Below are 24,474 nucleotides of genomic sequence, written 5' to 3'. Positions count from 1 at the left end.
AAAGCCTGATTTAATTTAGGTTTCCAAGAAAGTGGGGCAAGTAAAAACACCAGTTTATAGTATGCTAATAACAAGCAACTAACCATCATAGTCGGCAAATATAGTCAAGCGAACGCTCATTTTCCCAGCGTTCGCTTTTAACTTTTCACCAACACCCGTAGCTTCTTGGTAGCAAAAGCCCCCGCAAGTCTTAGTGCAGCAGTGGGGTTTGGGTGAACAAAAAATTCAAACGCAAAGGAAGAGAAGGAAGAAATGCTTAACTCAACTGTATTGTCATATAAATAATTTGCTCCTCCTCTCTCCTGCCTCCTGCGCCCTGCCTCCCTCAAGCAGTTACTATATAAGACGAATTGATCGCTGCTACACGACCAGCATCTACCAAAGCTTGATACACGATCGCCGCTACTTCAGCACGTGTAGCATCGCGGGTAGGATTGAGTTGTTTCAGGTTTGGGTAATTGACGATAATTTCCTTGTCTATAGCTTTTACTACCTCATCCTTGGCATATTCAGGAATCTTGGCTTGATCATCGAAAACTTTGATAGTTGCCGTACCATCACTTGATAACCCCAGTCCATTTACTAAAGAAACAATCACTTGTACGCGCTGGATATTTTTGTTGGGACTAAAGGTATTGTCGGGAAAACCAGAGAGAAATAAACCTTGATATGCTTGCTGAATTACCTTGGATGCCCAGAAATCTGCTGGTACATCTTTGAATTTGATCGCTGCACGGCTTGGTTGTGGGTTGAAAGCTTTTACCAGTATTGCCGCGTATTGTGCCCGTGTCATCGTCGCATCGGGTTTAAATGTGCGATCGGGAAAACCATTAACTATTCCCAATTTGACTAATTCCCGAATAAACCCACCTGCCCAATGATTCGCAATATCGGTTAATTCAATAGTGGGTGTTGGAGTTGGGGTTGGTGTTGGGGTTGGAGTTGGGGTTGGTGTTGGTGTTGGAGTTGGAGTTGGGGTTGGTGTTGGTGTTGGAGTTGGGGTTGGAGTTGGGGTTGGTGTTGGTGTTGGAGTTGGAATTGGGGTTGGAGTTGGAGTTGGGGTTGGGGTTGGAACCGAACTATCTGCAAACTCTATGTTTCCGGTAACTTTAGACGCATCTATTTTATTTCCTAAAGAAATCAGCTTGTTGGAACTAACATTTTGCAAATCAAATTTACCGTTATTGCGTAGAGTATTGCCCCCTGGATTATTGGTACTGCCGATATCCGGTAGAGCAGTTCCAATTACTGTAATCCCATCATCAGTATTATTTTCACTAACATTATTACGTAATACGGGACGCGCACTACCAGAGATGACAATCCCAGAACGGTTTTCATAAATTCTGTTATCTCGAAGGATGGGTGATGCAGTATCACTAATGGCAATGCCAAAACCTGTTTTGAAGTAGGTATTATTTTCAATTTGACCTTTAGAATTTTTAGCGATCGCAATTCCATTGGCTGCATTCTCACTGAACACATTACCTAAAACAACTGGATTAGCATCGCCTGTAGCAAATACTCCCTCCCGCTTATTGTTGATGAAGGTGCTATTAGCAACAGTAGGGGCAGTTGATTCAATCCAGACACCACTACCACGGCTAGCCAAATTTGTTACAGTCACTCCCCGCAGTTCAGCTTTATCTAGCAGCACGAAAGTGACATTCTGACCAGCAAAAGTACGGCTCAGATAGCTACCACTTCCTTCAATCAAAATGCCATTACCTTTATTGGTTTCATTACCCACAACTGTTACGCCAGACGGAATCGTTAACGGAAAGACTTCACCGCTAGCAGCATTGTAATTACCATTTGCTAGTTGAATCTTGGTATTAACAGTAGCTACCTTGAGGGCTTGCGTAATAGTTTTGAAGGGGGCTTGTTGAGTACCTGGGTTGGTATTGCTGCCTGATACTGAATTTACGTAAAAAGTTTGAGCCATATTTATACTTTCATAAAATACATAGCTATCCTAACGCCAACCATGAAGGTGGGTAGCAGTTGATGCATTAAGTAAGTTTAAGTACTTCTCACTACAAAGTTAAAAAATTATGTAAATGCTTTTGGGTTTCACTAGTACTCGACTAAATGAACTACCTCTAGTTGGCTTCGCCTAAACTAGAGGTTTCTACATCCTCTAGAACAATATGAGCAAAGTTACTTTGAGATTGTGGTGGATGATATTGATCGGGAATACGCGCAAATTCAATCAGTAAGGTGTGAAAATTACAACGAAGATTGAGACTGAACCTTGGGGTGAAAGGTTCTTTCAAGTCACAAACCCCAACGGTGTCGTGATTCAACTCGTCCAGTGAATCGCCGAAAACATAGGAGAAACAGTGTGAACTATGCCCCGCCACCTGCAATAAGGATAAATCTCCGCCCTGCTAGCTTTGCTGATTTGGATTTATTGCGCCACTGGGATGAGCAACCTCATGTGGTTAACTCCGATCCTAACGATGACTGGGGCTGGGAAGTAGAACTTGACCGTGCTCCCGAATGGAGAGAGCAATTGATTGCTGAAATTGATGGTCGTCCCCTCGGATTTATTCAGATTATCGATCCAGCACATGAGGATAGCCATTACTGGGGTGATGTTACGGCGAATCTTCGTGCCATTGATATCTGGATTGGGGAAGAAACTGATTTGGGTAAAGGCTATGGAACACAAATGATGCGGCTTGCACTTGCTCGATGTTTTGCTGATCCGCAAGTAACGGCTATACTCGTTGATCCGCTAGCCAGTAATACCCGCGTTCACCGTTTCTATGAACGCTTTGGCTTCAAATTTATCGAGTATCGACGGTTTGGTGACGATGAGTGCTTTGTTTATTGCCTGAGTCGAGCAGATTGGCATGGTGAAAGTGAAATTAGCTGAATCACCAGAAATCTTTTGATTACTCATACCAATTCTTTAAAATAAGGCAACAGATATAAGCCGGGATTGCCTTGCTACATCTAATATCATGTCCGGTTGAAGACTTATCATTAAGACGGCAGGGAGCAGGGAGCAGGGGGAAAGAGGGTTTCCTGGTTTTTGCACAGATGCGCTAATTATAACTAATTAGCCGGACTTGATATAAATTTCTCAATTGCGAATGGGCGAAAAAGCGAATTGCGAATTGGTATAACAGCTTATTTGTGGTTTTATCTGAGGAACAATTCAATCAACAACTGCCCGAATTCAATAAACGACTGCCCGAATTCAATAAACGACTGCCCGAATTCAATATAGGAATTTAGCAAACTTGCTTTTATTAAACACAAAAGCGATGTCTACGACGGGCTACGCCTACGCAAGAATTGAACTGATACAAAGCGTAGACGCTGCATCGGTGAGGGAGTCGCAGTCTTCTTTATGAGACGCTGCGCGTTCGCGTAGCGTTCCGTTGGCGCAGCCTCTCGTAGAGAAGGAAAGGCGGCAATACGGTTCAGTTAAGGCTCAAATAGTTGTAAATTGGGTATTTCCAAAAATGGAAATCCAGTCAGGTGCATCTCAAGGAATTCTCGTTGGTGTCTTCTAAGATACGAAGTACTGAGATATTCAAGGCGATAGAGACAGCTATCCCCGCAACTTCAATCGAACAGGCGATGCCTTCTCTACGAGACGCTACGCGAACGGCAAGTCGCTTGCGAGCGTCTACGCGAAAATCAAAGTTGAAGAAGAACGTACACGCTCGTTACCAGCGCAACTGGTAGTTTGTCTGATAATAGCAATGAGTCTGTGGTATCGCCCTGTTGGAGAAAGTTTGTGATCTACTGATGTTGTTTGGGAAAACTTGGTGATTTATGTGATTCTACTTGTAGTAGGCACAAAAAGCTTGGGGGTGTGACATAGAGATGCAAAAAAATAATATTTTGAGTGAAGTAGTAAATACCTTATTGTTTAGTGCAATTATCTTTACCTTTTACTCTAGCTTTACTGCTGGTGAGCAACAGCTTCGCAATCAACAAATATACCAAGCATGGCAGGTTATTAATACTGCACACGGACAACCGGGTAATGGTGGAAGGATACAGGCATTAGAGTTTCTTAATAGTGAACCAACACGAATTCCTTGGTTTTGGGTGCACTGGGAGAGGGAAAATTTATCAGGATTAGAAGCACCAAACGCTTACTTAGTCCCTTCTCTTACTGGAGAAAAATTTGGTATTCAACTCTCTAAAGCAGACATGACAAAAGCCAATCTACAGGGGGCATACCTGAGCAATGCTAATCTACGGGAGGCAAACCTGAAACATGCCAATCTACAAGAGACATACCTAGAATACGCCAGACTACAGGGGGCTGAACTATTCAAAGCCAATCTACAGAGGGCATTCCTGGAAGGTGCCAAACTACAGGGGGCATTCTTGGGAGATGCCAATCTACAAGGGGCAAAACTGCCAGGAGCCAATCTACAGAGCGCAAACCTGTATGGTGCCAATCTACAGGGGGCAGTCTTGGCTGGTGCCAATCTACAGGAGGCAGTCTTGACTGGTGCCAATCTACAGGGGGCAAACCTGTATGGTGCTGATCTACAGGGGGCATACCTGCCAGGAGCCAATCTACAGGGGGTAAACCTTGTTGCTGATCTGCAAAAAGCAAAATACACAGATAATAGTACTAGTCAAGAGACGTGTAAATCTAAATTTGAAAAATACCCATGTCCCACTATTTTTCCCGATAATTTTGACCCAAGAGCAGCAGGGATGGAGTTAATAAAATAATAAATTTATTTGTAGTTATCATGTATTCGATTCCGGGTGTTAGCCGTAGAGCTAGTAGGGGTAATTCATGAATTGCCCCTACCTGAAAATAAGGATTTCGGTTATTGTTTGCGTAAGTCTTCCGATTAATAGGGCCACTTCCAATCGCGAATTTCCGGCATATCGTCGCCGTACTTATCAATGTATTGCTTATGTTCGATCAGCTTATCTTGCAGATGCTGCTTGACATAAGCTGCCCTATATCCCAATTTTGGTACGCGCTCAATTACGTCCATCACTAAATGGAAGCGATCAAGTTCGTTAAGAACAACCATATCAAAGGGGGTGGTGGTAGTTCCTTCTTCCTTGTAGCCACGTACATGCATCTGATCGTGGTTAGTATGACGATAGGTTAAGCGATGAATCAACCAGGGATAGCCATGAAAGGCAAAGATGATGTGTTTATCGGTGGTGAAAATCGTGTCAAAGTCTTTTTCGCTCAAACCGTGGGGATGTTCGCTTTTTGGCTGTAGTGTCATTAAATCGACTACATTCACCACCCGCACCTTTAAATCAGGGAAGTGCTGGCGCAGAATATCCACAGCCGCCAAGGTTTCTAAGGTGGGAATATCCCCAGCACAAGCCATTACTACATCTGGATCGCCGTCTTGATCGTTGCTTGCCCATTCCCAAATGCCGATGCCTTTGGTGCAGTGCTTGATAGCAGCATCTATATCGAGGTATTGCAATGCTGGTTGCTTTCCAGCAACTATGACGTTGACATAGTTGCGGCTTCTCAGGCAGTGATCGGTTACTGATAGCAAAGTGTTAGCATCGGGCGGCAAATATACGCGAACGATTTCTGCTTTTTTGTTAACTACATGGTCAATAAAACCGGGATCTTGGTGAGAGAAACCGTTATGGTCTTGTCGCCAAACGTGAGAGGTGAGTAGGTAATTGAGGGAAGCAATTGGTTTACGCCAGGGAATATGTCTGGTCGTTTTCAACCATTTGGCGTGCTGATTGAACATCGAGTCAATGATGTGGATGAACGCCTCGTAGCAAGAGAAAAAGCCGTGGCGTCCTGTAAGGAGGTAGCCTTCTAACCATCCTTGACAACAAGTTTCACTGAGAATTTCCATTACCCGACCGTCGGGGGAAAGGTGGTCATCTTCGGGGAGGATCTGGGCTACCCAATCCCTGTCTGTGACTTCTAAGACAGAACTTAAGCGATTCGATACTGTTTCGTCTGGGCCGAGGATGCGGAAGTTGCGCCTTTCTTGGTTAAGTTGCATGATATCCCGGAGGAAAGTTCCGGCAACTTGGGTAGCTTCAGCGATCGCTTGCCCTGGTTTGAGAACATCAACGCCATAGTCTCGAAAGTCGGGCATTTTCAAGTCACACAGTAAGATACCGCCGTTAGCGTGGGGATTGTCACCCATACGTCGATGACCTTTGGGAGCCAGTTCTGCTAGTTCGGGAATCAGCTTACCGTTGCTATCGAAGAGTTCTTCTGGTTTGTAACTCTTCATCCAATCTTCTAGGAGTTTCAGGTGTTCTGGCTGTTTGGCTATGTTTCCAAAAGGAACTTGGTGCGATCGCCAATAACCTTCAGTTTTTTTGCCATCAACTTCCTTGGGCCCTGTCCAACCTTTGGGAGTTCTCATAACAATCATTGGCCACTGGGGACGTTCAGTGAAACCATGTACGCGGGCTTCTCTTTGGATATTTTGAATTTCGGCGATCGCTATATCTAGAGTCGCCGCCATCTGTTGGTGGACATCTGCGGGATCGTCACCTTCAACAAAGTATGGCTTGTAACCGTAGCCTACAAATAAGCTTTCTAATTCCTCATGGCTGATCCGTGCCAATACTGTTGGATTGGCAATTTTATATCCATTCAAGTGCAGAATCGGCAGTACAGCCCCATCATGCACGGGGTTCAGAAACTTGTTGGAATGCTAGCTAGTCGCTAAAGCACCTGTTTCGGCTTCGCCGTCACCGACAACAGCAGCAACAATTAAGTCGGGATTATCAAAGGCAGCACCAAAAGCGTGGACGAGGGCATAACCTAATTCTCCGCCTTCGTGGATCGAACCAGGAGTTTCCGGTGCAACATGGCTGGGAATACCACCAGGGAAAGAAAATTGTTTGAAGAGTTTCTGAATTCCTTCAGCATCTTGGGAGATGTTGTGATAATACTCGGTGTAAGTCCCTTCTAAATAGGTGTTAGCTACCAGTCCAGGGCCTCCATGACCGGGGCCAGCAATGTAGATTGTGTTTAAGTCATATTTTTTGATCACCCGATTTAGGTGAGCATAGATAAAATTCAGTCCTGGTGTTGTTCCCCAATGCCCTAAGAGTCTGGGTTTGATGTGTTCCAGCTTTAGCGGTTCTCTGAGTAGCGGATTGTCGAGTAGATATATCTGCCCAACCGAAAGATAGTTAGCTGCACGCCAGTAGGCGTTTATCTTATGTAATTCTTCATCTGTTAAAGGCTTTGTTTGTGGAGGACTGGCTAATGTCATTTCGACACTCCATTACAAAATGATTTTGACGGATTCACCAGTATGTAATTTTACTTATTTTCAAGATGATGGCCATCTAACCGATGATGAATTTTTTCAGTCTTTGTGACTAAATTCCTTGCTTCTGGGTACAGGATAGAGAGCGATGTCTACGATGGGCTACACCTACGCTATTGATTAATGCTATTAATCGGGATTTTCTTCGTCATAATTTTCTAGTTATAAAGTGTAATCTAATGCCACTTTTAACATTAATAAATAATTAGAAGGAAGAGTTCCTAATTCAATACCATATACTAGTGGTCTGTAAAATTGATTTTGACGGTTAGAGAGACGCGATAAATCGCCGTCTCTACAGGAAACCTATCCATCAATTATTTATTGACAGACTACTAGTACGCCACAGCGTAAATAGAGTAACCATCTAAAATTCCTGCATAGCTTATTCCATAATACTTTTGACTTTTGATTTTTGACTTTTGACTTCCGCCTTGCGGTACTAGTCCAATTTCAGAACTGTCATACTCAAAATAATGAAAATCGATACTTACCTGTCAAATGATAAGTTTATATACAACAAGAGTTCTGATTACTTTTTAATAAGACTGATAAGATATGCATTACCCACTATTTAATAGTTAGATTCAAGTACTGACACAACAATTTTTCCAGATATTACTGAATTTTATATATTGTTAATTGTCAGCAAAGTTACAGCGTTGGAACTCCTACGCTTATCGTTATCCAAGGAAGGAAAATCAATTATGCTTTTGAACCACGCTCACCTAACTACTGCGGTTGTCGGACTGGCTTTAATAGCAGGTATATTTTCGGTTCCTACTCGTACAAAAGCTTCAGTTAACTCCAATTCTTTAACTATAGATTTCACAGAAAATACAATAAATTCAAATTCGGTAATAATAGAAGACACTAACGTGAAGAATTCTCTAGCTTTAATTCAAAAGTTTAGTTCCTATATTCACACATCAAATGAAGGTCCATATAGCATTGACCCTGAGATGAAAAACCGTTTAAGCGTAAAAGATATTGGAGAAGCGGAGAGATTTTTAGCATTTATTAATACTTTTCCATCCATTACACGACAACAACATATAATAAAAGCGGATTCTTCTATAAATGCCAACGAGATGGTGGGATTACGGTATATCGGCGCAATCATTACCCCCGATAGATGCGTACTTTTAGGCTACTGGGGACAATTCCTGGGTGAGTGGAATACTTGGAAATGCTATCAGGTTATCCTTCAGTCAAACGAAGACGGTAACGCCTATGGTTTAATAGCCGATCGCAAGATTTGAAGGTTATTTTGTAATAATCTAATTATTAATTTCCAATAACCCAGGCGGTGGTGTAATTTCAATGCGATTAGATTTCAAGTCTACTACTGGTGCGATCGCTTGTACAAATGGAATCAAAACAGTCTTTTGCTTTTTGTCATTTGTCATTTGTCCTTTGTCAGTAGTAAATGATTCATGCAACTTGACTTCTAACAAATCATTGCCAGCGGGGATGATATCTACCACCGTACCCACGAGTTCGCCAGATGCTTGCATGAAAACTTCCAAACCAATCAAATCGAGGACATGATATTCATCTTCGCCTAATTGGGGGCGATCGCTTGCTGGCACCATTAACTTACAACCACGCAAAGCTTCCGCCTGATCGCAATTTTTCACACCAGCTAATTTGATCGCATACAAGTTTTTGTTACTGATATAACGTCCTGTTAATAATTCGATTGGTTGTGGTTCTGTGCCATCTAAACGCAACAACCAACGTTTTCCTGGCACCTCAAATCTTTCGGGAAAGTCAGATACAGGATAAACCTTCAATTCTCCAGACAATCCTTGAGGGGAAACAATCTTACCAATTTCTAACCAATCATCGAGATTGGGGGCTGGGGATTGGGAACTAGGGGCTGGGGATTGGGTATTTTGAATTTTTGAATTTACTCCTACTCTCTTGCCCCTCTGCTTCTGTGCCCCTCTGCCCCTCTGCGTCTCTACGCCTCTGCTCGCTATCTCTTTGTTTTCTTGATGTTTCATTTCTATTTTCCCTATTAGGCAGTCACCGCAGCACCTTTATAAGCTTCTTCAGCGACTTTTGCTAAACGTTGCATGGCAGTGACAATCTCCTCATCGCTGCCTGTAAGGCTGATGCGGAAGCATTGGTGTTTGTGCGCCCACTCTTCCTCTAAACCGGGGAAGAAGCTACTTCCTGGGACAATAATCACACCTACTTGCTTAACTAGCTGGTAAAATTCCCAGTCGCTAATAGGTAAATCCTGTAACCACAACCAAGCAAAAATTGCTCCTTCACCGCGATGGAGGAACCAAGGTAAATCTTTCGGCATCGCTTGTTCTAAGCTGGTTTCTAAAACGGTAAATTTATTTTGGTAAAAGGGACGGATGACAGTGTGAGAAATTTCCACTAAAGCACCAGAATTGATTGCATAAGCTGCGATCGCTTGGCCGTAACGTGAAGAATGGAGACTCATATTTGCCTGAAAACACTCCAGCACTTCAATCCACTTTTCATCCCCAATAGCTATACCAATCCTTTCTCCTGGTAATCCGGCTTTCGATAAACTCATGCAGTGGAGAATATTATCACCAAACACTGGTGTCATTTCGGTAAAATTTAATGCTGGGAAGGGAGGCGCATAAGCTGAGTCAATTAACACGGGTAGATTGTAAGGCGCAGCCAGGGCGGCAATCTTTTTCACCTCATCATCGCTGAGGACGTTACCAGTAGGATTACAGGGGCGAGAGAAGAGGATACAACCAGTATTTTCTGTAATCGACAGTTGGCTGAAGTCAGGGCGATATTTAAATCGGTGGGCAGCTGCATCGATATCAAGGGTTGGTTTATAGGCGATTAGGGCTTTTGGAACTAAGCAGATACCGCCGTAACCTGTGTAGTCAGGGCTGAGGGGCAAAACGATTTGTTTTAACTCGCCGCTAGGTGTGTAGCCACCGAAGGTATTGGCAGCGTAGAAGTAGAGGGTTTGACTACCGGGAGTGATCAGGATATTGCGATCGCTTAAGTTTAAGCCGTAGCGTTTATTGAAGTCATTGGCGATCGCTTCAACAAATGGTGCATAGCCCTGACTTGAGCCATAACGGCAAACTACCTCGCCATATTCTGGACTAGCCAAAAGCTGTGCAGTACAATCCCGCCATAATTGCTCTACCTCTGGCAAAATCAACGGATTACCAGCACTCAAATTAATAAAATGCTGCCCTGCACCCGCTCGTAATGTCTCGATAATATCCTTCATAATTGCTCTGACGCCAGTCAGGTTGGACATTTGAGCGCCAATTTGAGTTAGGGCAGGGTTCATAAGCTGTGACAAAATATATTAATTTAGGGGTGGACAAATTATTTGGGGGTTGCTGCTGACATCCAGTTTACATTGTTGTCAAAACAGCTGTTGCCGCCTTTAACCAATCTAGCTAGAGAATGGTATTTTAACAAAGTAATATTTATCGTTATAGTGGCGATCGTGCTTAGTAAATATGATGAAGTAATACAAAAGTTTATCATGTGTTCAATATTTATGAGGCGACTAGGGGAGCAGGGGATAAGGGAGATGAGGGAGATGAGGGGGAATTATTGAACAAATCTCTCCCTTGTCTTCCTCCTCTACCTTGTCTCTTCTTCATGCCCAAGGACAAATGACAAATGACAAATAACAAATGACAAAACTATACAGGAGCGCTGACATTGGAAGTTAAAGCAGCAGTAGCTCACAGCGCAGGTAAGCCGTTGACGATTGAAACCGTTCAACTATCGGGGCCACAAGCCGGCGAAGTGTTAGTTGAAGTGAAAGCAAGCGGAGTTTGTCATACCGACGCTTTTACCTTATCGGGTGACGATCCAGAAGGTTTATTTCCGGTTATTTTGGGACATGAAGGTGCTGGTGTGGTAGTGGAAGTAGGCGCTGGTGTCACCAGTCTCAAACCAGGCGATCGCGTGATTCCCCTTTACACTCCCGAATGTCGCCAATGCGAATATTGTTTGAGTTTCAAAACTAATCTCTGTCAAGCCATTCGCCTAACTCAAGGACGCGGTGTTATGCCCGATGGCACTAGTCGCTTTAGTATTGATGGGCAGATGATTCATCATTATATGGGTACATCCACTTTTGCTAACTATACGGTGTTGCCGGAAATCGCTTTGGCAAAAATTCGAGAAGATGCCCCCTTTGATAAGGTTTGTTACATTGGCTGCGGTGTGACTACTGGTATTGGTGCAGTTATCAATACTGCCAAGGTGGAACCTGGAGCAAATGTTGTGGTTTTTGGTTTGGGTGGCATAGGCTTAAATGTCATCCAAGGAGCGCGGATGGTAGGGGCCAATATGATTGTTGGGGTAGATATTAATCCCAACAAACGCGCCTTGGCACAAAAGTTTGGTATGACACACTTTGTTAATCCCCAAGAAGTAGAAGGTGATTTAGTTCCCTATCTGGTTGATTTAACAAAAGGCGGTGCTGATTACAGCTTTGAATGTATCGGTAATGTTAAATTGATGCGTCAAGCATTAGAATGCTGCCACAAAGGTTGGGGTGTGAGTGTGATTATTGGTGTTGCTGGTGCTGGACAGGAAATCAGTACTCGTCCTTTTCAACTAGTAACTGGGCGCGTTTGGAAAGGTTCGGCATTCGGTGGCGCTAGAGGACGTACAGATGTACCAAAAATTGTTGATTGGTATATGGAAGGTAAGATAAATATTGATGATTTAATTACCCATGTGATGCCCATTGAGCAAATTAATGATGCTTTTGAATTGATGCACAAAGGTGAATCAATTCGCAGTGTGGTGACTTTTTAGCTCTCCTTTTAAAGTCCAGTAATAATCAGCTTGGGGCTGACATTGGCTGTGTAAATGTCTTCAGTCAACAGGATGAAGGCTTCGCGGATTGTACAGGAAGTTATTTAAGACAATCCCCTAAATCAGAAATAGCTGGTAGTAATGTACTAGTTTCGATACAACTGATTTACTTATTGACATAGTATGCTAGATTTAGCATACTAACTATTACATGAGCGAAACGCACCAAAAAGCTTTCAAATGGATTGGAAGCGCTTTAGATGACTTAAAGGAGTTCCCTGAAGACGTACAAGACGTAATGGGTTACGCCCTTGATATAGCACAACATGGGGGTAAGCATCCCGATGCAAAACCCCTGCACGGTTTTAAAGGAGGCGGGGTTTTAGAGGTTGTAGATGATTTTGATGGAGATACATACCGAGCAGTGTATACTGTAAAATTTGCAGAGTTTGTCTACTTATTACACGCGTTTCAAAAGAAGTCAAAACATGGTATTGCTACATCACAACAAGATATAGATTTAGTAAAAAAGAGGTTAAAAGCCGCCCAGGAAGACTATTTGGAACAAGCTGCTAAAGAAAAGGAGTAAATAAGTGACTAAAGAAAATAGCGTTTATACTAGCAGTGGAAATGTATTTGCTGACTTAGGTTTACCTAATTCTGAAGAAAGATTAGTGAAAGCTGAACTAGCACGCAAAATCAGTGAAGCAATCACTTTCCGTAAATTAACACAAGTCCAAGCTGCCGAACTTTTAGGAATTGATCAACCAAAAATTTCAGCATTGGTGAGAGGCAGACTTTCAGGCTTTTCAATTGATAGATTATTTCAATTTTTGAATGATTTAGATAATGATGTAGAGATTGTCATCAAACGAAAACCTGAAGACCGCAAGCAAGCTCGGACAACTGTTGTTTGCTAAGTAATAGATAAAAACTCGTGACAGCAAATCTTAAGATACCTCTTTAGTTGATTCTAAAGGGGTATCTTTAAAAGTTAGCAATAATTTAACTTTGCATCGTTAGCCCCCACAATCGGCATTTCCACCCAAAGTCTGGGAAGGAGAAACCAGAAAAGTTTGACACCAATGCACATTTATGATCCTTTACTATAATTAGGGAAAGTTCACCAGGTTTTGAACCCACTATGCAGATACCACAAACCGGACAACCTGCGGTAAACCTGATGCCAAACCTCTACGAAAATGACTTTTACACTTGGACTCAACAACAGGCTAACCTTCTGCCTCATCACCAATGGAACCAGCTTGACCTGCCCAATTTAATTGAGGAAATTGAATCTTTGGGAAGAAAGGAACGCCAAGAATTAAGAAATCGTCTGAGTGTGTTAATTGGACATTTACTCAAATGGGAATATCAACCAAAGCAACGCAGCCGTAGTTGGTGAGCCAGCGCGTTGCGGGGGTTCCCCCCGTTGTAGCGACTGGCGAACCCGAAGGGTTAGCAACAATTAGAGTACAACGACGAGAAATTCTCAATTTGTTGAGCGAGAATCCTAGCCTGAAACCTTACATTGAAGAAGCACTCCAGGAATCATATCAAAATGGTAAGGATTTAGCATCAGGAGAAACAAATCTGCCACTCTCAACTTTTCCCAACCAATGTTTATATCCTTTTGAGGAAATTCTGAGCGATCGCTTTTATCCGGGTGAGGCTGCGACAGATGATTTAATGGAATAAAAGCAATGTTTAGGATGGGCTATGCTTACGCAATGAAAAAGGGCTGCAACACGCTTTTTAGCTGGAATTTCTCACCGATCTGATTCGCACAGTTTCCACGGCTGCTGTCTCCACCCTAATCTCCGTCTTACTTCGGAAGTATCCACTCTTTGCATGTGAATCTCCACAAACTCTACGGTTTCTCGAACTAATGCTTCAAGTTCATTGACAGCTACAGGGGCTTCATGACTAAACAAGTCTTCGAGACGAGAGGCAAGATTGTTAGGGGCAATATCCATTTGCTCAATAAATCTGCTCATTCGCTTGAATTGAAATGTTGAATAATACAAGTGGTTTAATCCAGACAACACACCAAGAAGATTTTGGACTGATTCAACCAAGATTTGGTAGTACCAGAGCGTTGTATCCCGTTTGGCAAGCTTGGACTGCATTCCCCAAATTGGGACAAACTTGAGATAATGCTCGACCATCGTTTGCGCGAGTCCATCGGGATAATTCGCAATCTTGGCTTTCCAGTGCTGAATCAGCGTTTTGCCGTATAACGGAATTCCGACCAGTGTTCCTGACATCGCTTTCATGATCGGAGATTGAACATCAAACTCCTCCAAAATGGTTGAAATTTCCTTTTCCCATTGTGCGATCGTCGCATGAGCAAACTGACATTCAACCCCGTTCACAAGGAAACTCTCGCCAAACGCACCCTCTTGTCGATCGCCTAAAATCCCGATCAACTCTGAACACTGATTTTGCTGACGCGCAAGGTGCAACTCTTCTTCAGAAGGTAATTCATCGTAATAAATCATCACATCGCAATCCGAGTATTCATCGCACAGCCTTTCTGCAACTGAGCCTGCAACCATTACAGCTTTTGTTTTCGGGTTGGCAATATACGCTCTGACATTGCGTTTGACTAATTTCAACAAGTACTGAGTTTTATCATTCACGTTGCTTCGCTTTGAATTCAAAATTCAAAATTCAAAAGTTTCCCTAATATGTATCTATTTGGCATAAGAAAGTAGCAAAATTTGTCAAGTTGATAATACTCCATCAAAGTATCGATCAATTTCTGCTGCCAGTATGTCAAAGTCTACAGGCTTGGTTAAGTGGCATTTGAAACCAGCCTGAAGCGCAAGCTGCCGATCCTCTGGGCTACCGTAACCGGTAAGCGCAATCAGAATTGAGCGAGTAAATTTGGAGTCTTTACTTAATTCCTGTGCAACGGCGAACCCATCCATTTCGGGAAGTCCGATGTCACAAATAATCACATGAGGCTCAAGCTTCTTTGCAGTTTCTACCCCTAAAATTCCATTATTGGCAATGGAAACTTCATGCCCAAAATACTCAAGTACTGCTTGTAATGATACGGCTGAATCGTCATTATCTTCAATGACTAAAATCTTCAACGATTTTTTAGCCGCCTCTGTAATCTCTAGGTCGTTGTCCAAGGCTGTAATCTCTTCGCATATAGGGAGAGTGACTTTGAATTCTGCTCCCAGATTAATCCCTCTACTTGAGGCTTCAACACTACCACCATGAAGTTCCACAAGACTTTTTACTACCGAAAGTCCCAAACCTAGCCCGCCCCGCGAACGATCTAAACTGCGATCGGCCTGGGTAAACGGCTCGAAAAGTTCTGGTAATATTGTCGGGTCTATCCCGATGCCTAAGTCTCTTACAGATAAGACCGCTACACTACCTAAGCCATTCTCACCTGGAATAACTGAGAGATCCACCCAGATCGTCCCATCTGGCTTTGAAAACTTTAAGGCATTATCAAGAAGATTCCCAAAGATTTGGAAGAAGCGGGTGGAGTCAACATAAGCCCACACGGGCGTGTTTGGCAGGTCTTGTACTACGTTAAGATTCCATTTCTTTATTACTTGTGCATGGTCATTGAGACTCTGGCGAACTAATTCTACCAGATTAACCTTCTCAAGGTTTAATGAAACCTTCCCATAAGTGATAGATGATACGTCAAGTAACTCATCGATCAATTTCGAGAGGTGCTTAATCTGGTGTTGCATCCTTAAAACTGTTTCTCCAACTGCGCCAGTCTCGCCTAGCTTTAACTTGAGTAGCTGAACGCTGTTGGAAATGGGGGCAACGGGATTCCTCAGTTCGTGAGCTAGCATCGCAATAAATTTGTCTTTTAGGGCGTTTTGGCTCGTCAGTTTCTGGAAAAGTTGCACGTTTGCGATCGCAACTGCTGTAGTGTCAGTCAAAATCTCAAGCATTCCGATCTCTTGAGGCGTGGCTAGGTGTCGTGTACTCCAGTAGGCTCCGATCGCACCCAGTGGATCGGAAACCCGAATGGGAACCATCACTAAACTTTTCACAAAAGTCACTTTGTAGGTCTCAATAGGAATTCGTGCATCCTGGTAAATGTCCTCAATTACGGCTGCTTTTTTATTGAGCATTGCCCAACCGGAGATGCAAGACTTGAGCGGAAAACGCATACCTTTCCAAAGTGGCCCAATGGCGTTTTCATCTACATAGTGGCAACATTCACCATCCCGCAATACAAAAGTTACTCCATCAGCATTTGTCAGATCGCGAGCAGCCAAACGCACAATCTCAATAATTTCCTCAATAGTCCGTACACAAGCTAAATCCTTCACGACCGAAAGCAGCCTGTTGTAAGACGAAATGCTATAGCTGTGATCTGAATTCTGTTCTTGAGAGATGGAGATGTCTAATGTATTTTTCATAAAGAACTCCGAACAAAAAAGATGTCTATTCTATATAAAAACTCACGTAAAGCGCGTAGGTTCAGCAAACACCTACTCTCAATCGTAATCTTAACTTTGATCTTGAGACGACAATATGTTAGCGCCTTTTAGGTTCTCCTATTATGGTATAAATCTCTTTGAAATTTATGAGTAAATATTAGTAAGCAACTATATTTGCTAATGCAACTTATGGTGTTTAATCTACTGAGGTTACGTAGCAGCTTAAACTCGTTATCAAGAAAGGCAGAGGGCAGGAGGGAACAAGGGTTTAAGACGCTCTTATTCAAAAGGGGTCTGAATCCCTAACTGAGGTAAAACCTTCTGCCCTCAGCATAGCTGCCTTCTTCAATTAGGCGTAGCATTTGCAAGAGAATCGACGATGCGTCACCAAACAATCCTTCATAGACATCATTGATCGCAGGCAAATTATTTGGCGATCGCTAAATAATACTCAAATCGCTGCCCGAGTTGTTTAACTGTTAGATTCTGAGTCCAGTACTCCACTAAAGCGTGACCAAATGCCCAGGCGTTGCGATCGGGTGCAGCGGAGTTTTCCAGCAGTAGCGGCCAAAGGGATAGCAATTCAAAGTTGAGTGAGTTGGAGTTCAAGAGCGAGAAAAGTTCATATCCCATTTGCAGTTTGCCAATCACAATCGGCAACTGTTCGACGGGAATTTGCTCCGCCAGCATATATGCTAAAGCTGGAGATCCGGTTGAGAGGGTAGAAACAAACTGAAGGACGGGACTTTTGAGCAATGCCGTTAATCCTTGTGTTGTCGTCATCTGGAAGGTGTAGTGGTCGATGATTTTGGCAGCGGCGACGATGCGGGCTTCTAGATTACGCAAAAAGCGGGCGAGACGGAGTTGCTTGGTAGGTGCGATCGCATCCACTAATCCCAACGATAGCGCCTCCACTCCCCAAGCGGTTCGTCTTGTTTTGCTGTCATCTGTAACCACGGGTAAAACTAGATTACAGAAGTTTCCCAGCTGTTTGGCGCGATACTCAGTGGCTTCGCGAATCGCAATTTCTTTGGTGCGATCGCCCCATTCCCAATCATAAGGTGGTTGCCATTCGCGGATGGGACGCAGCCGATCTACCTGGGTGACGATCGCGATCGCAGGTAAATCTGCAACTTCTGCTTTGATGTCTTGCAAAAAGTCCACATCCATTTGCAAGGCAGGATCGAGGGCAGGGGTAGCTAACAGCAGCAAATCTGAATTGATGGCATAATCAAGCACTAGATTTCGGAGATCGGCACGGTTGACTTGTTCGTAACCAGGTGTATCCAAAAGCGTTAGGGTTTCCCCAGTTTGAGTCTGCCATTGATAATTCTGAATGCGATCGGTACTGGGTAAAACATCAACGGCTGCGAGATCCGCCTGAAATAGCGTGTTAATCAGGCTACTTTTTCCCGATCCTGTGCGTCCCACCAGCAGAATATTTACAGGTTTTTGCTCAACCGCCTTGGCTGGTTGGGCTTGAGTCAAGATTTCTCGGAGTGTTTGAGTTTTTGCCTTGAGTAAAGTTGGTGTGGAAACTACGGTTGCTGGAACTGGGCTACGTCCGTAAAGTGCGATCGCTTGTCGGCATAAGTTTCTCAGGGCAGCTTCCCGGAATAACTGGCTCAAATTCCCCAATAATTGCTGAGTTGCTTGGTTACTGAAACCCTGACTGGCTTGTTTTGCCACCGCCGCCACCGGATTTAAGATCCACTGTGCCCAGTTCCAAACTTTCCAGAATTTCCGAGCCGATGGTTCCAACTTCCGGTAGACCTCATATCCTTGGTATGCTTGTCCAACCGTTACCTGATTCAGGATCGGGGATAACTTTTGCATCCACTGATCCATATCATCCACCGTTCCGCGAATCAGCCCGTAAGCTTGGGGAACGTAAATATTCAGCAGAGGATATTGAATCTGAGGATTGTAGATATGAGCGATCGCTACCACTAAATCCTGGCATCGCGTCCAAAAAGTTTGCCAGTCTTCCCAAATTGGGCGATCGCTTTGTGCTGCTTGGAGAATTTCTTGAAAGGCGGCTTCTGCAAGCTTTGTGGTGTCACTTCCCACAGGTCGCGCTACTGTATCCTCTGCTGTCGATTCCAGTTCTTCACGGACTTGAGTTAATACAGCTTCTACTTGGTTAACAGCTGGTTGAGTCCATTTGACTAGCAGCCAACGCCAACCAACGAATAAAACGGTGAATACACCCCAAATCCAATTAATGCCCCACGCATGAATTTGTGAACCGGCAGACACCAGTAAGAAAATGATGATAAACGCGATCGGAATTGCTAAGACGACCCACTGCCACAGTTTTAATCGCACCATTACCCCATACCTGCTTTAATAACCCTTCTTATACAAATAGTAACTATGAAAGAAAGTTTGCAAAACTAATTGACTACCGATGATGGTATCTGTTGAATTTTCTAATTTTGTGTTCACACTTTTAGGAAACTGATGTTATGACTGTGTATAAATTACTATTGCCTTTTATTGCATTGTCTTATACATTTTTGTCAAAAATTACTTAAGGGGGAGTTTTCATGGAACGTGAAGATATGCACAGACAACTAGGAATTTTAGATGAAAATCCGAAAGAGATAGACCAAGAAGAACAAGAAGAACAAGAAGAATCGGAAGAACAACAAAATTCTGCCGAAAAGAAAAGAAGAAAAAATTCTAAACCAAAACGACCATTCCCTACTTATCTATTAGAGGATGCTATAAAAATTCCTCAAGTAATAAGACAGTTTAATGGTGGTAATGCTTGGAGTCCTGATGATATTGTAAAAGCTTTAGAAATGGGCAAAGGTAATAATTTTTATTACTTGACAGCTTCATCTCGTGATTATGGTTTTACTGAGGGTACTAGCAGTACTCAAAAAATTGCACTTGCGTCTATAGGGAAAAGTATTGTATATGCAAGATCGGCAGAAGAAGAAATAAATGGCTACAGACAAGCATTTTTTAGGATTCCCTTATTTAAAACAGTACATGAATACTATGATGGACGAACACTTCCACAAATTACATATCTTAAAAATACTTTAATAACTGAATTTAACATTGATGAAGAGTTTCATGATGACTTTTATAAAGTATACCAAGCTAATTTAAATTTTCTGTCAAAGTTGGAGGAAACTACACAAAATAAATCTTCAAGGGTAGAAAGGGTAGAAATATCAACGAACAAAGAACACTCTGCTGATGCCTTTATACTTGGAGAGCCGGAAGAAAAAACTACTTTAGTAGCATTTGTGGCAATGCCATTTTCAGAAAATACCGCAGAATATCCCGAAAGTTTCTTTGATGAAGTATTAACTCAATTAATTACTCCTGCTGCAATACAAGCAGGTTTTAAAGCTGAAACTACAAAAAAGAAAGGAAGTGATGTAATTCAATCAACAATTATAAATGACTTGAGTAAGGCTGATCTGGTGATTGTAGATTTAACTGAACATAATCCCAATGTTTTGTTTGAGCTTGGTTGGAGGATGGCTTTAGATAAACCTATTGCACTGATTAGAGCATTAGGTACAAAACCAATATTTGATGTAGATCACATGCTCAGGGTTTACGACTATAATCCAAGGCTATGGAGGTCAAGTTTAGAACAAGATATTCCCGCTTTAGCAGATCATATTAAGGCATCATGGGATAATCGAGATAGTGATAAATCATACGCCAAAATACTAACAGATAAATAATCCTTAAAAAGGGGATTTAGTAAACTTGTATAGTCTGTTAAATCTCAGTCGAAAGTGACTCGCCTCAAGTCGCCTTTACATAGAATAAAGAAATAATCGCATTCCTATTTAAACAATATTTAGATTGGGTAATCAGGTAATTGTCTTCGATACATTCAGCGATCGCAAGCAACAATAAAGATAGCGATCGCTTGCCATAAAACCTAAAATACTAGTGAATATGTTGTTGACTTGAGTGAGTACGACCTAAATGACACCATTGCAACTTCCCGTTTACGGTAGAGATGGCAATTTTTATCCACAACTCATTGCGATATTGATTCTTCTACCAACAATTCTGATGCTGCTTCACCCTCACCCACGTTATCAGATTTGGAAAAACCATCTGCTACATCTTTGATAAAACCAGCTACAGGTACCGCAACTAGTAAACCCAACACTCCCCCAACATTGGTTCCGACAAGCAAAGCAACTAATACCCATATTGGTCTAATACCAGTAAACTTACCTAATAAACGTGGTGCGATCGCCTGATCGATTAACTGATCGATGACAACAGCTACCGCAAAAACCTTAGCTGCTAGCCAAAAGTCATGTGACGCTATTATTAAAGTTATTAAAACCAGACTAACGACATCACCAAAGGGAATTAAGCTCAAAAGCCCAACTGCCAAACCAAAGAGTAAACCAAACTGGACTTGAAAACCTAAAAACAATAATGTTATTGAAACACCCATCAGCAAAGCCAAAGTTCCCTGACCAATTAAGTAATTTTGGAAGTTTTGCTGAATAGACTGGCTTACCTGCTGGGCAATATTTGCAGGTAATTTCTTAAAAATTGCCTCCCAAATTCTTGGTCCATCTAACAACAAGTAAAAAGTTATAACTACTGTGATTAATGCCTCAGAAATACTATCAATTGTATCTATGATAATACTTAAAAGTTTATCTGAAATAAACTCTAACTCATTAGGTAATTGGTCAGTAATTTGTGCTAATAGCTGAATTAAATTCACATTTAATTTATGTTTAAAAAACCAATCATTGACAATCTGAAGTTTTTCCTCGCTAGAATCAATCCATTGGGGAAAGACTTTAACCATATCATTAAATTGCTCTAAAACAATGGGCACTAAAGTGATACCTAGAGCCACAACAATTACCAATGCTAATATAAAAACTAATGCTACTGCATAGCCGCGTTTAACTCTCCGCTGTTGGAGAATTGAAACAGGATAGTTTAAAACGAATGCAAGCAAGGTAGCCAAGACAAGAATTGTGACGACAGGTTGAAAGTTTTTAACCAGCAAAAATGCTAGCCAACCATTGAGGAAGACTAGAGGAAATAACAGCGTAAAAATTAACCATCTAAGTAATTGATTCAGTGGAAAATTCATAATTAATTTAAAAGCGAAAATTATTCTATTTACTAGATTTAACCGAATAATCAAATCTGCTCAAGAGGATGTAGACAATAGACCTCTTGCATAAGTCGAATATACCCCCCTTAATCCCACGCCACTTGCTACAACGGAGGGAACCTCCGCAACGCAGTGGCTCCCCGATATATTGGGGGGAAACTTGAAATCTTGACCCCTCCCCAACACATCGGGGAGGGTTGGGGAAGGGTGATTCAAGGATTTTTGCAACAGGTCTAATAAAAATTTTCCCCTAGTACAGACGCAATTAATCACGTTTCTCCCAACTCTCCATTCCCTACTCCCTATTGTTCCAATTACTAACTTTCAGCGAAAGCTAAAAATTGCTCCTCATTTATTCGCCCTGCTTGATAGAGAGTATTAGTAATTTCCGAAATAGTTAAAACTGCATGACTGCGATAACCATTTTGCTGTAACCTATCTTTCACCCCCTGTTCATGATCGATAAATACCACAATATCATTAACCTTTAATCCAGCTGATTCCAACTTTCCTGCTCCTTCCATGACACTTTTGCCGCTAATGAGAATATCGTCAACCACTACAACTGTTTCACCAGTATGAAAGTTACCCTCAATTACTCTTCTAGTTCCGTGTGCTTTCACCTCTTTACGCGGGAAAATCATCGGACAATGAAGGCGCAAAGCTAAACCAGTCGCAGTAGGTAATGAACCATAAGGAATACCTGCTAATCTATCAAAATTCAGGTTCTTCAAAATATCCTCATAAGCTGTGAGAACTTGATTAAAAACTTGGGGATTGGAAATAATTTTGCGTAAATCGATGTAATAAGGAAATATAGCTCCTGATGCTTGGACAAAGCTGCCAAACATAATGCAGTCAATATCATAAAGTTGTAAAATCAAATCTTGGTGGGGGTGCTGATTTAGAAAACAAACATCAGGAAACCACACAGAACAAGTAGAATTTTCGTGAATAATTTCAGTTTTGATTTGATTAATTTCTGCACGTAGATACTGGACTTCCTCTGATAATTGTGCGCTTCCCAACATATCTTGAGGGACAGGAATCAGTAAACCATCACCATTACTATTCAAGCCAGCTTCTAAAATTTGCTTCAGATTTTGACCCTCCGCCCAGATACTACGCGCCATAATAATTCGTTCAGGTGCAACTGCTCGAATAAGTGCTAAAACTTCAGGATTTGTAGTTCCCACTTCCAAACCCAATTGTTCTGGAGTTCCCCAGGTTTTGGATTCTTTTACTACCTGTAAATAAAGGGGTGATTCGTTTGTAGGATACTGCTGTAAAGTTTCTGCACCTGGATTAGAAGTACAGCATAAAATAAACACCGCTTTATCAGGATAGACTAAAAAAGGTGCTACGTGATCTTGTCCTGTATAGGGACTGAGAGTGATTGCATCCACCTGCCATTTTGTAAACACAGTCTGGGCAAAGATGGTACTAGTATTTAAGTCACTGTGTTTGACATCTAAAATCACTGGAATGTGGGCTGGAATAGCTGCTAAAGTTTTGTACAGCAGTTCTAAACCAGGAATACCTAACGCTTCATAAAAGCCAAATGTCGGTTTATAAGCACAAACGAAATCAGAAGTTTCCGCAATAATGAATTGTAACCACTTTTCCAAACCAGCAATCAGTTCTTCAGATTCATAACGCCCAGGCATCATCTCTGGATTTGGATCGAGTCCGACAAATAGTAAGCTTTGATTTTCCAAGATATTACGATTCAATTTATCAAAAAAGTTCATTTTTTTTTTAAAAAAGAGTCATTGGTCATTGGTCATTGGTCATTGGTCATTGGTCATTATTCCCTGCGTCTCTCTATCTCCATGACTATAGTTTGTTTACTAAAACATTGATTCTGTTAGTTGAGTACCTCCAGCTTTTTTCCCTAATTGATAGTGAATTACTACAAATAAGATAACCATCGGCACTGAGGCAAAGTGAACAATTCGCAATGCTTGCCAATCGCCAAAGAAATCCACAATCCAGGGAAATTGAGCAGGTTTATACATTCCTATTCCTGTAAATAATGCCAGCAGCAAAATAGGAATAATTGCTGTATAAGCAATCCGATGCCAAGCATAAATTAGGCGTTGGGAATTTTGAGTTTTTTGTAATGCTTTGAAGTCATTAGCACCTACAAAGCGATGTCGCCAGCGTCGGGTAATTAAAATGTAAATTCCATACCACAACAGATTCAGCGAGAATAGCCACATTGCTGCAAAATGCCAGTGTCTACCTCCTGCAAGCCAACCTCCTAAAGTAAATATCAAAGGAATGTGCAAACCTGCGCGTCCACCAAAAACAGGGTTAGCGTTGTAAATTTGTAGTCCACTGGTAAGCATGATAAATAGACTAATGATGTTACAAGAGTGGAAAATTTTGGCTCCTATTGCTTGAGTGGGTCGCTTTCGAGTTAGAGAGGGAACGTTGGAAGTCATAAATTTTGACTGATAAAATTTGCTGTTTATGAAAAAAGCACTTGTTCAAAACCTTGCCCCTTGTAGGCAAAAAAAATCCTTATTTCCCAAGGCAGGTAGAAACCCCACCCGCAAGTGGCGTGGCTGTATAAAATGTTTGAATTTTGAATTTTGAATTTTGAATTGATTCATCTGTCTTGGGTAAATAGCCCAGCAAGTTTGGAGGTGGGCGGTGATAAACGCGGTTTACTTTTCAGACATCCTTTAAGATTAAAACATCAATAGATATCAAACACCATTTAAGCAAGGAGAATAAGATGGCTAACACAGCTAATCTCACAGGTGTGAGAAATTCGGGTCTTGCGATCGCCGATCCCCTGATTGGTAGCACAACTGGAAACACTGCTCAG

18 protein-coding genes and 2 pseudogenes are annotated in these 24,474 nt (G+C 42.0%); 8 read left to right on the top strand and 12 right to left on the bottom strand.

Features of this window, described 5'->3' with window-relative positions; genetic code table 11:
- Positions 1-325: 325 nt before the first annotated feature.
- Both HWQ58_RS05100 and HWQ58_RS05095 read right to left on the bottom strand, forming a co-directional pair.
- Complete coding sequence (locus tag HWQ58_RS05100; protein WP_292858605.1) at positions 326-1,945, bottom strand: DUF1565 domain-containing protein; 1,620 nt, start codon at positions 1,943-1,945, stop codon at positions 326-328.
- 157 nt (positions 1,946-2,102) lie between these two features.
- On the bottom strand, positions 2,103-2,306 hold the full coding sequence (locus tag HWQ58_RS05095; RefSeq protein WP_292858601.1) for a hypothetical protein: 204 nt from the start codon (positions 2,304-2,306) through the stop codon (positions 2,103-2,105).
- A 38-nt stretch (positions 2,307-2,344) separates the two neighbouring features.
- Here HWQ58_RS05095 and HWQ58_RS05090 point away from each other — a divergent pair, with 38 nt between their 5' ends.
- Both HWQ58_RS05090 and HWQ58_RS05085 read left to right on the top strand, forming a co-directional pair.
- Entirely contained in the window at positions 2,345-2,881 is a 537-nt protein-coding gene (locus HWQ58_RS05090; protein WP_292858598.1) for a GNAT family N-acetyltransferase, read from the top strand.
- Positions 2,882-3,843: 962 nt separating this feature from the next.
- On the top strand, positions 3,844-4,713 hold the full coding sequence (locus HWQ58_RS05085) for a pentapeptide repeat-containing protein (protein WP_292858596.1): 870 nt from the start codon (positions 3,844-3,846) through the stop codon (positions 4,711-4,713).
- Positions 4,714-4,838: 125 nt separating this feature from the next.
- Here the strand turns inward: HWQ58_RS05085 and HWQ58_RS05080 are convergent.
- A pseudogene (locus HWQ58_RS05080) lies at positions 4,839-7,220 on the bottom strand (phosphoketolase family protein).
- Between the two features lie 764 nt (positions 7,221-7,984).
- Between HWQ58_RS05080 and HWQ58_RS05075 the strand changes: the two are divergent.
- On the top strand, positions 7,985-8,539 hold the full coding sequence (locus tag HWQ58_RS05075) for a hypothetical protein (protein ID WP_292858593.1): 555 nt from the start codon (positions 7,985-7,987) through the stop codon (positions 8,537-8,539).
- An 18-nt stretch (positions 8,540-8,557) separates the two neighbouring features.
- Here HWQ58_RS05075 and rimM read toward each other — a convergent pair whose 3' ends face one another.
- A complete protein-coding gene (rimM, locus tag HWQ58_RS05070) occupies positions 8,558-9,286 on the bottom strand; it encodes a ribosome maturation factor RimM (RefSeq protein WP_292858590.1) in 729 nt (242 codons plus the stop codon).
- Between the two features lie 14 nt (positions 9,287-9,300).
- Positions 9,301-10,584, bottom strand: coding sequence for a valine--pyruvate transaminase (locus HWQ58_RS05065; RefSeq protein ID WP_292858587.1), 1,284 nt, complete (start codon positions 10,582-10,584; stop codon positions 9,301-9,303).
- Between the two features lie 383 nt (positions 10,585-10,967).
- On the opposite strand from HWQ58_RS05065, the gene HWQ58_RS05060 reads away from it, so the two are divergent.
- The 4 genes and pseudogenes from HWQ58_RS05060 to HWQ58_RS05045 all read left to right on the top strand — a co-directional run bounded on the left by HWQ58_RS05060 (position 10,968) and on the right by HWQ58_RS05045 (position 13,775).
- Positions 10,968-12,077 (top strand): S-(hydroxymethyl)glutathione dehydrogenase/class III alcohol dehydrogenase, encoded by a 1,110-nt coding sequence (locus tag HWQ58_RS05060; RefSeq protein WP_292858585.1) that lies wholly within the window; start codon positions 10,968-10,970, stop codon positions 12,075-12,077.
- Positions 12,078-12,288: 211 nt separating this feature from the next.
- Positions 12,289-12,666: a type II toxin-antitoxin system RelE/ParE family toxin gene (locus HWQ58_RS05055; RefSeq protein WP_292858583.1), complete on the top strand. Its 378-nt coding sequence runs from the start codon at positions 12,289-12,291 to the stop codon at positions 12,664-12,666.
- Positions 12,667-12,670: 4 nt separating this feature from the next.
- Complete coding sequence (locus HWQ58_RS05050; RefSeq protein ID WP_104905298.1) at positions 12,671-12,997, top strand: helix-turn-helix transcriptional regulator; 327 nt, start codon at positions 12,671-12,673, stop codon at positions 12,995-12,997.
- Between the two features lie 224 nt (positions 12,998-13,221).
- Positions 13,222-13,775: pseudogene (locus tag HWQ58_RS05045) on the top strand (DUF29 domain-containing protein).
- Between the two features lie 71 nt (positions 13,776-13,846).
- Here HWQ58_RS05045 and HWQ58_RS05040 read toward each other — a convergent pair.
- The 4 genes from HWQ58_RS05040 to HWQ58_RS05025 all read right to left on the bottom strand — a co-directional run bounded on the left by HWQ58_RS05040 (position 13,847) and on the right by HWQ58_RS05025 (position 18,835).
- Positions 13,847-14,740, bottom strand: coding sequence for a hypothetical protein (locus tag HWQ58_RS05040; protein ID WP_292858579.1), 894 nt, complete (start codon positions 14,738-14,740; stop codon positions 13,847-13,849).
- A 63-nt stretch (positions 14,741-14,803) separates the two neighbouring features.
- Positions 14,804-16,483 (bottom strand): ATP-binding protein, encoded by a 1,680-nt coding sequence (locus tag HWQ58_RS05035; RefSeq protein WP_292858576.1) that lies wholly within the window; start codon positions 16,481-16,483, stop codon positions 14,804-14,806.
- 323 nt (positions 16,484-16,806) lie between these two features.
- A complete protein-coding gene (locus tag HWQ58_RS05030; RefSeq protein ID WP_292858573.1) occupies positions 16,807-16,929 on the bottom strand; it encodes a hypothetical protein in 123 nt (40 codons plus the stop codon).
- A 1-nt stretch (position 16,930) separates the two neighbouring features.
- The gene (locus HWQ58_RS05025) at positions 16,931-18,835 is read right to left on the bottom strand and encodes a GTPase family protein (protein WP_292858570.1); all 1,905 of its coding nucleotides are present in this window, start codon (positions 18,833-18,835) and stop codon (positions 16,931-16,933) included.
- A 218-nt stretch (positions 18,836-19,053) separates the two neighbouring features.
- On the opposite strand from HWQ58_RS05025, the gene HWQ58_RS05020 reads away from it, so the two are divergent.
- The gene (locus HWQ58_RS05020) at positions 19,054-20,217 is read left to right on the top strand and encodes a hypothetical protein (protein ID WP_292858567.1); all 1,164 of its coding nucleotides are present in this window, start codon (positions 19,054-19,056) and stop codon (positions 20,215-20,217) included.
- Positions 20,218-20,522: 305 nt separating this feature from the next.
- Here HWQ58_RS05020 and HWQ58_RS05015 read toward each other — a convergent pair whose 3' ends face one another.
- The 3 genes from HWQ58_RS05015 to HWQ58_RS05005 all read right to left on the bottom strand — a co-directional run bounded on the left by HWQ58_RS05015 (position 20,523) and on the right by HWQ58_RS05005 (position 24,085).
- Positions 20,523-21,614 carry an AI-2E family transporter gene (locus HWQ58_RS05015; RefSeq protein ID WP_292858565.1) on the bottom strand — a complete coding sequence of 364 codons (1,092 nt, stop codon included), beginning with the start codon at positions 21,612-21,614 and terminating at the stop codon, positions 20,523-20,525.
- A 341-nt stretch (positions 21,615-21,955) separates the two neighbouring features.
- Positions 21,956-23,389, bottom strand: coding sequence for a bifunctional orotidine-5'-phosphate decarboxylase/orotate phosphoribosyltransferase (locus HWQ58_RS05010; RefSeq protein WP_292858563.1), 1,434 nt, complete (start codon positions 23,387-23,389; stop codon positions 21,956-21,958).
- Between the two features lie 99 nt (positions 23,390-23,488).
- Complete coding sequence (locus tag HWQ58_RS05005; RefSeq protein ID WP_292858560.1) at positions 23,489-24,085, bottom strand: cytochrome b/b6 domain-containing protein; 597 nt, start codon at positions 24,083-24,085, stop codon at positions 23,489-23,491.
- Between the last annotated feature and the right edge of the window lie 389 nt (positions 24,086-24,474).

It is taken from the genome of Nostoc sp. LPT (assembly GCF_017115165.1).
GTDB lineage: Bacteria > Cyanobacteriota > Cyanobacteriia > Cyanobacteriales > Nostocaceae > Nostoc.
The sequence above is the reverse complement of the archived record's forward strand: the minus strand, read 5'-3'. Positions and strand labels throughout refer to the sequence as shown.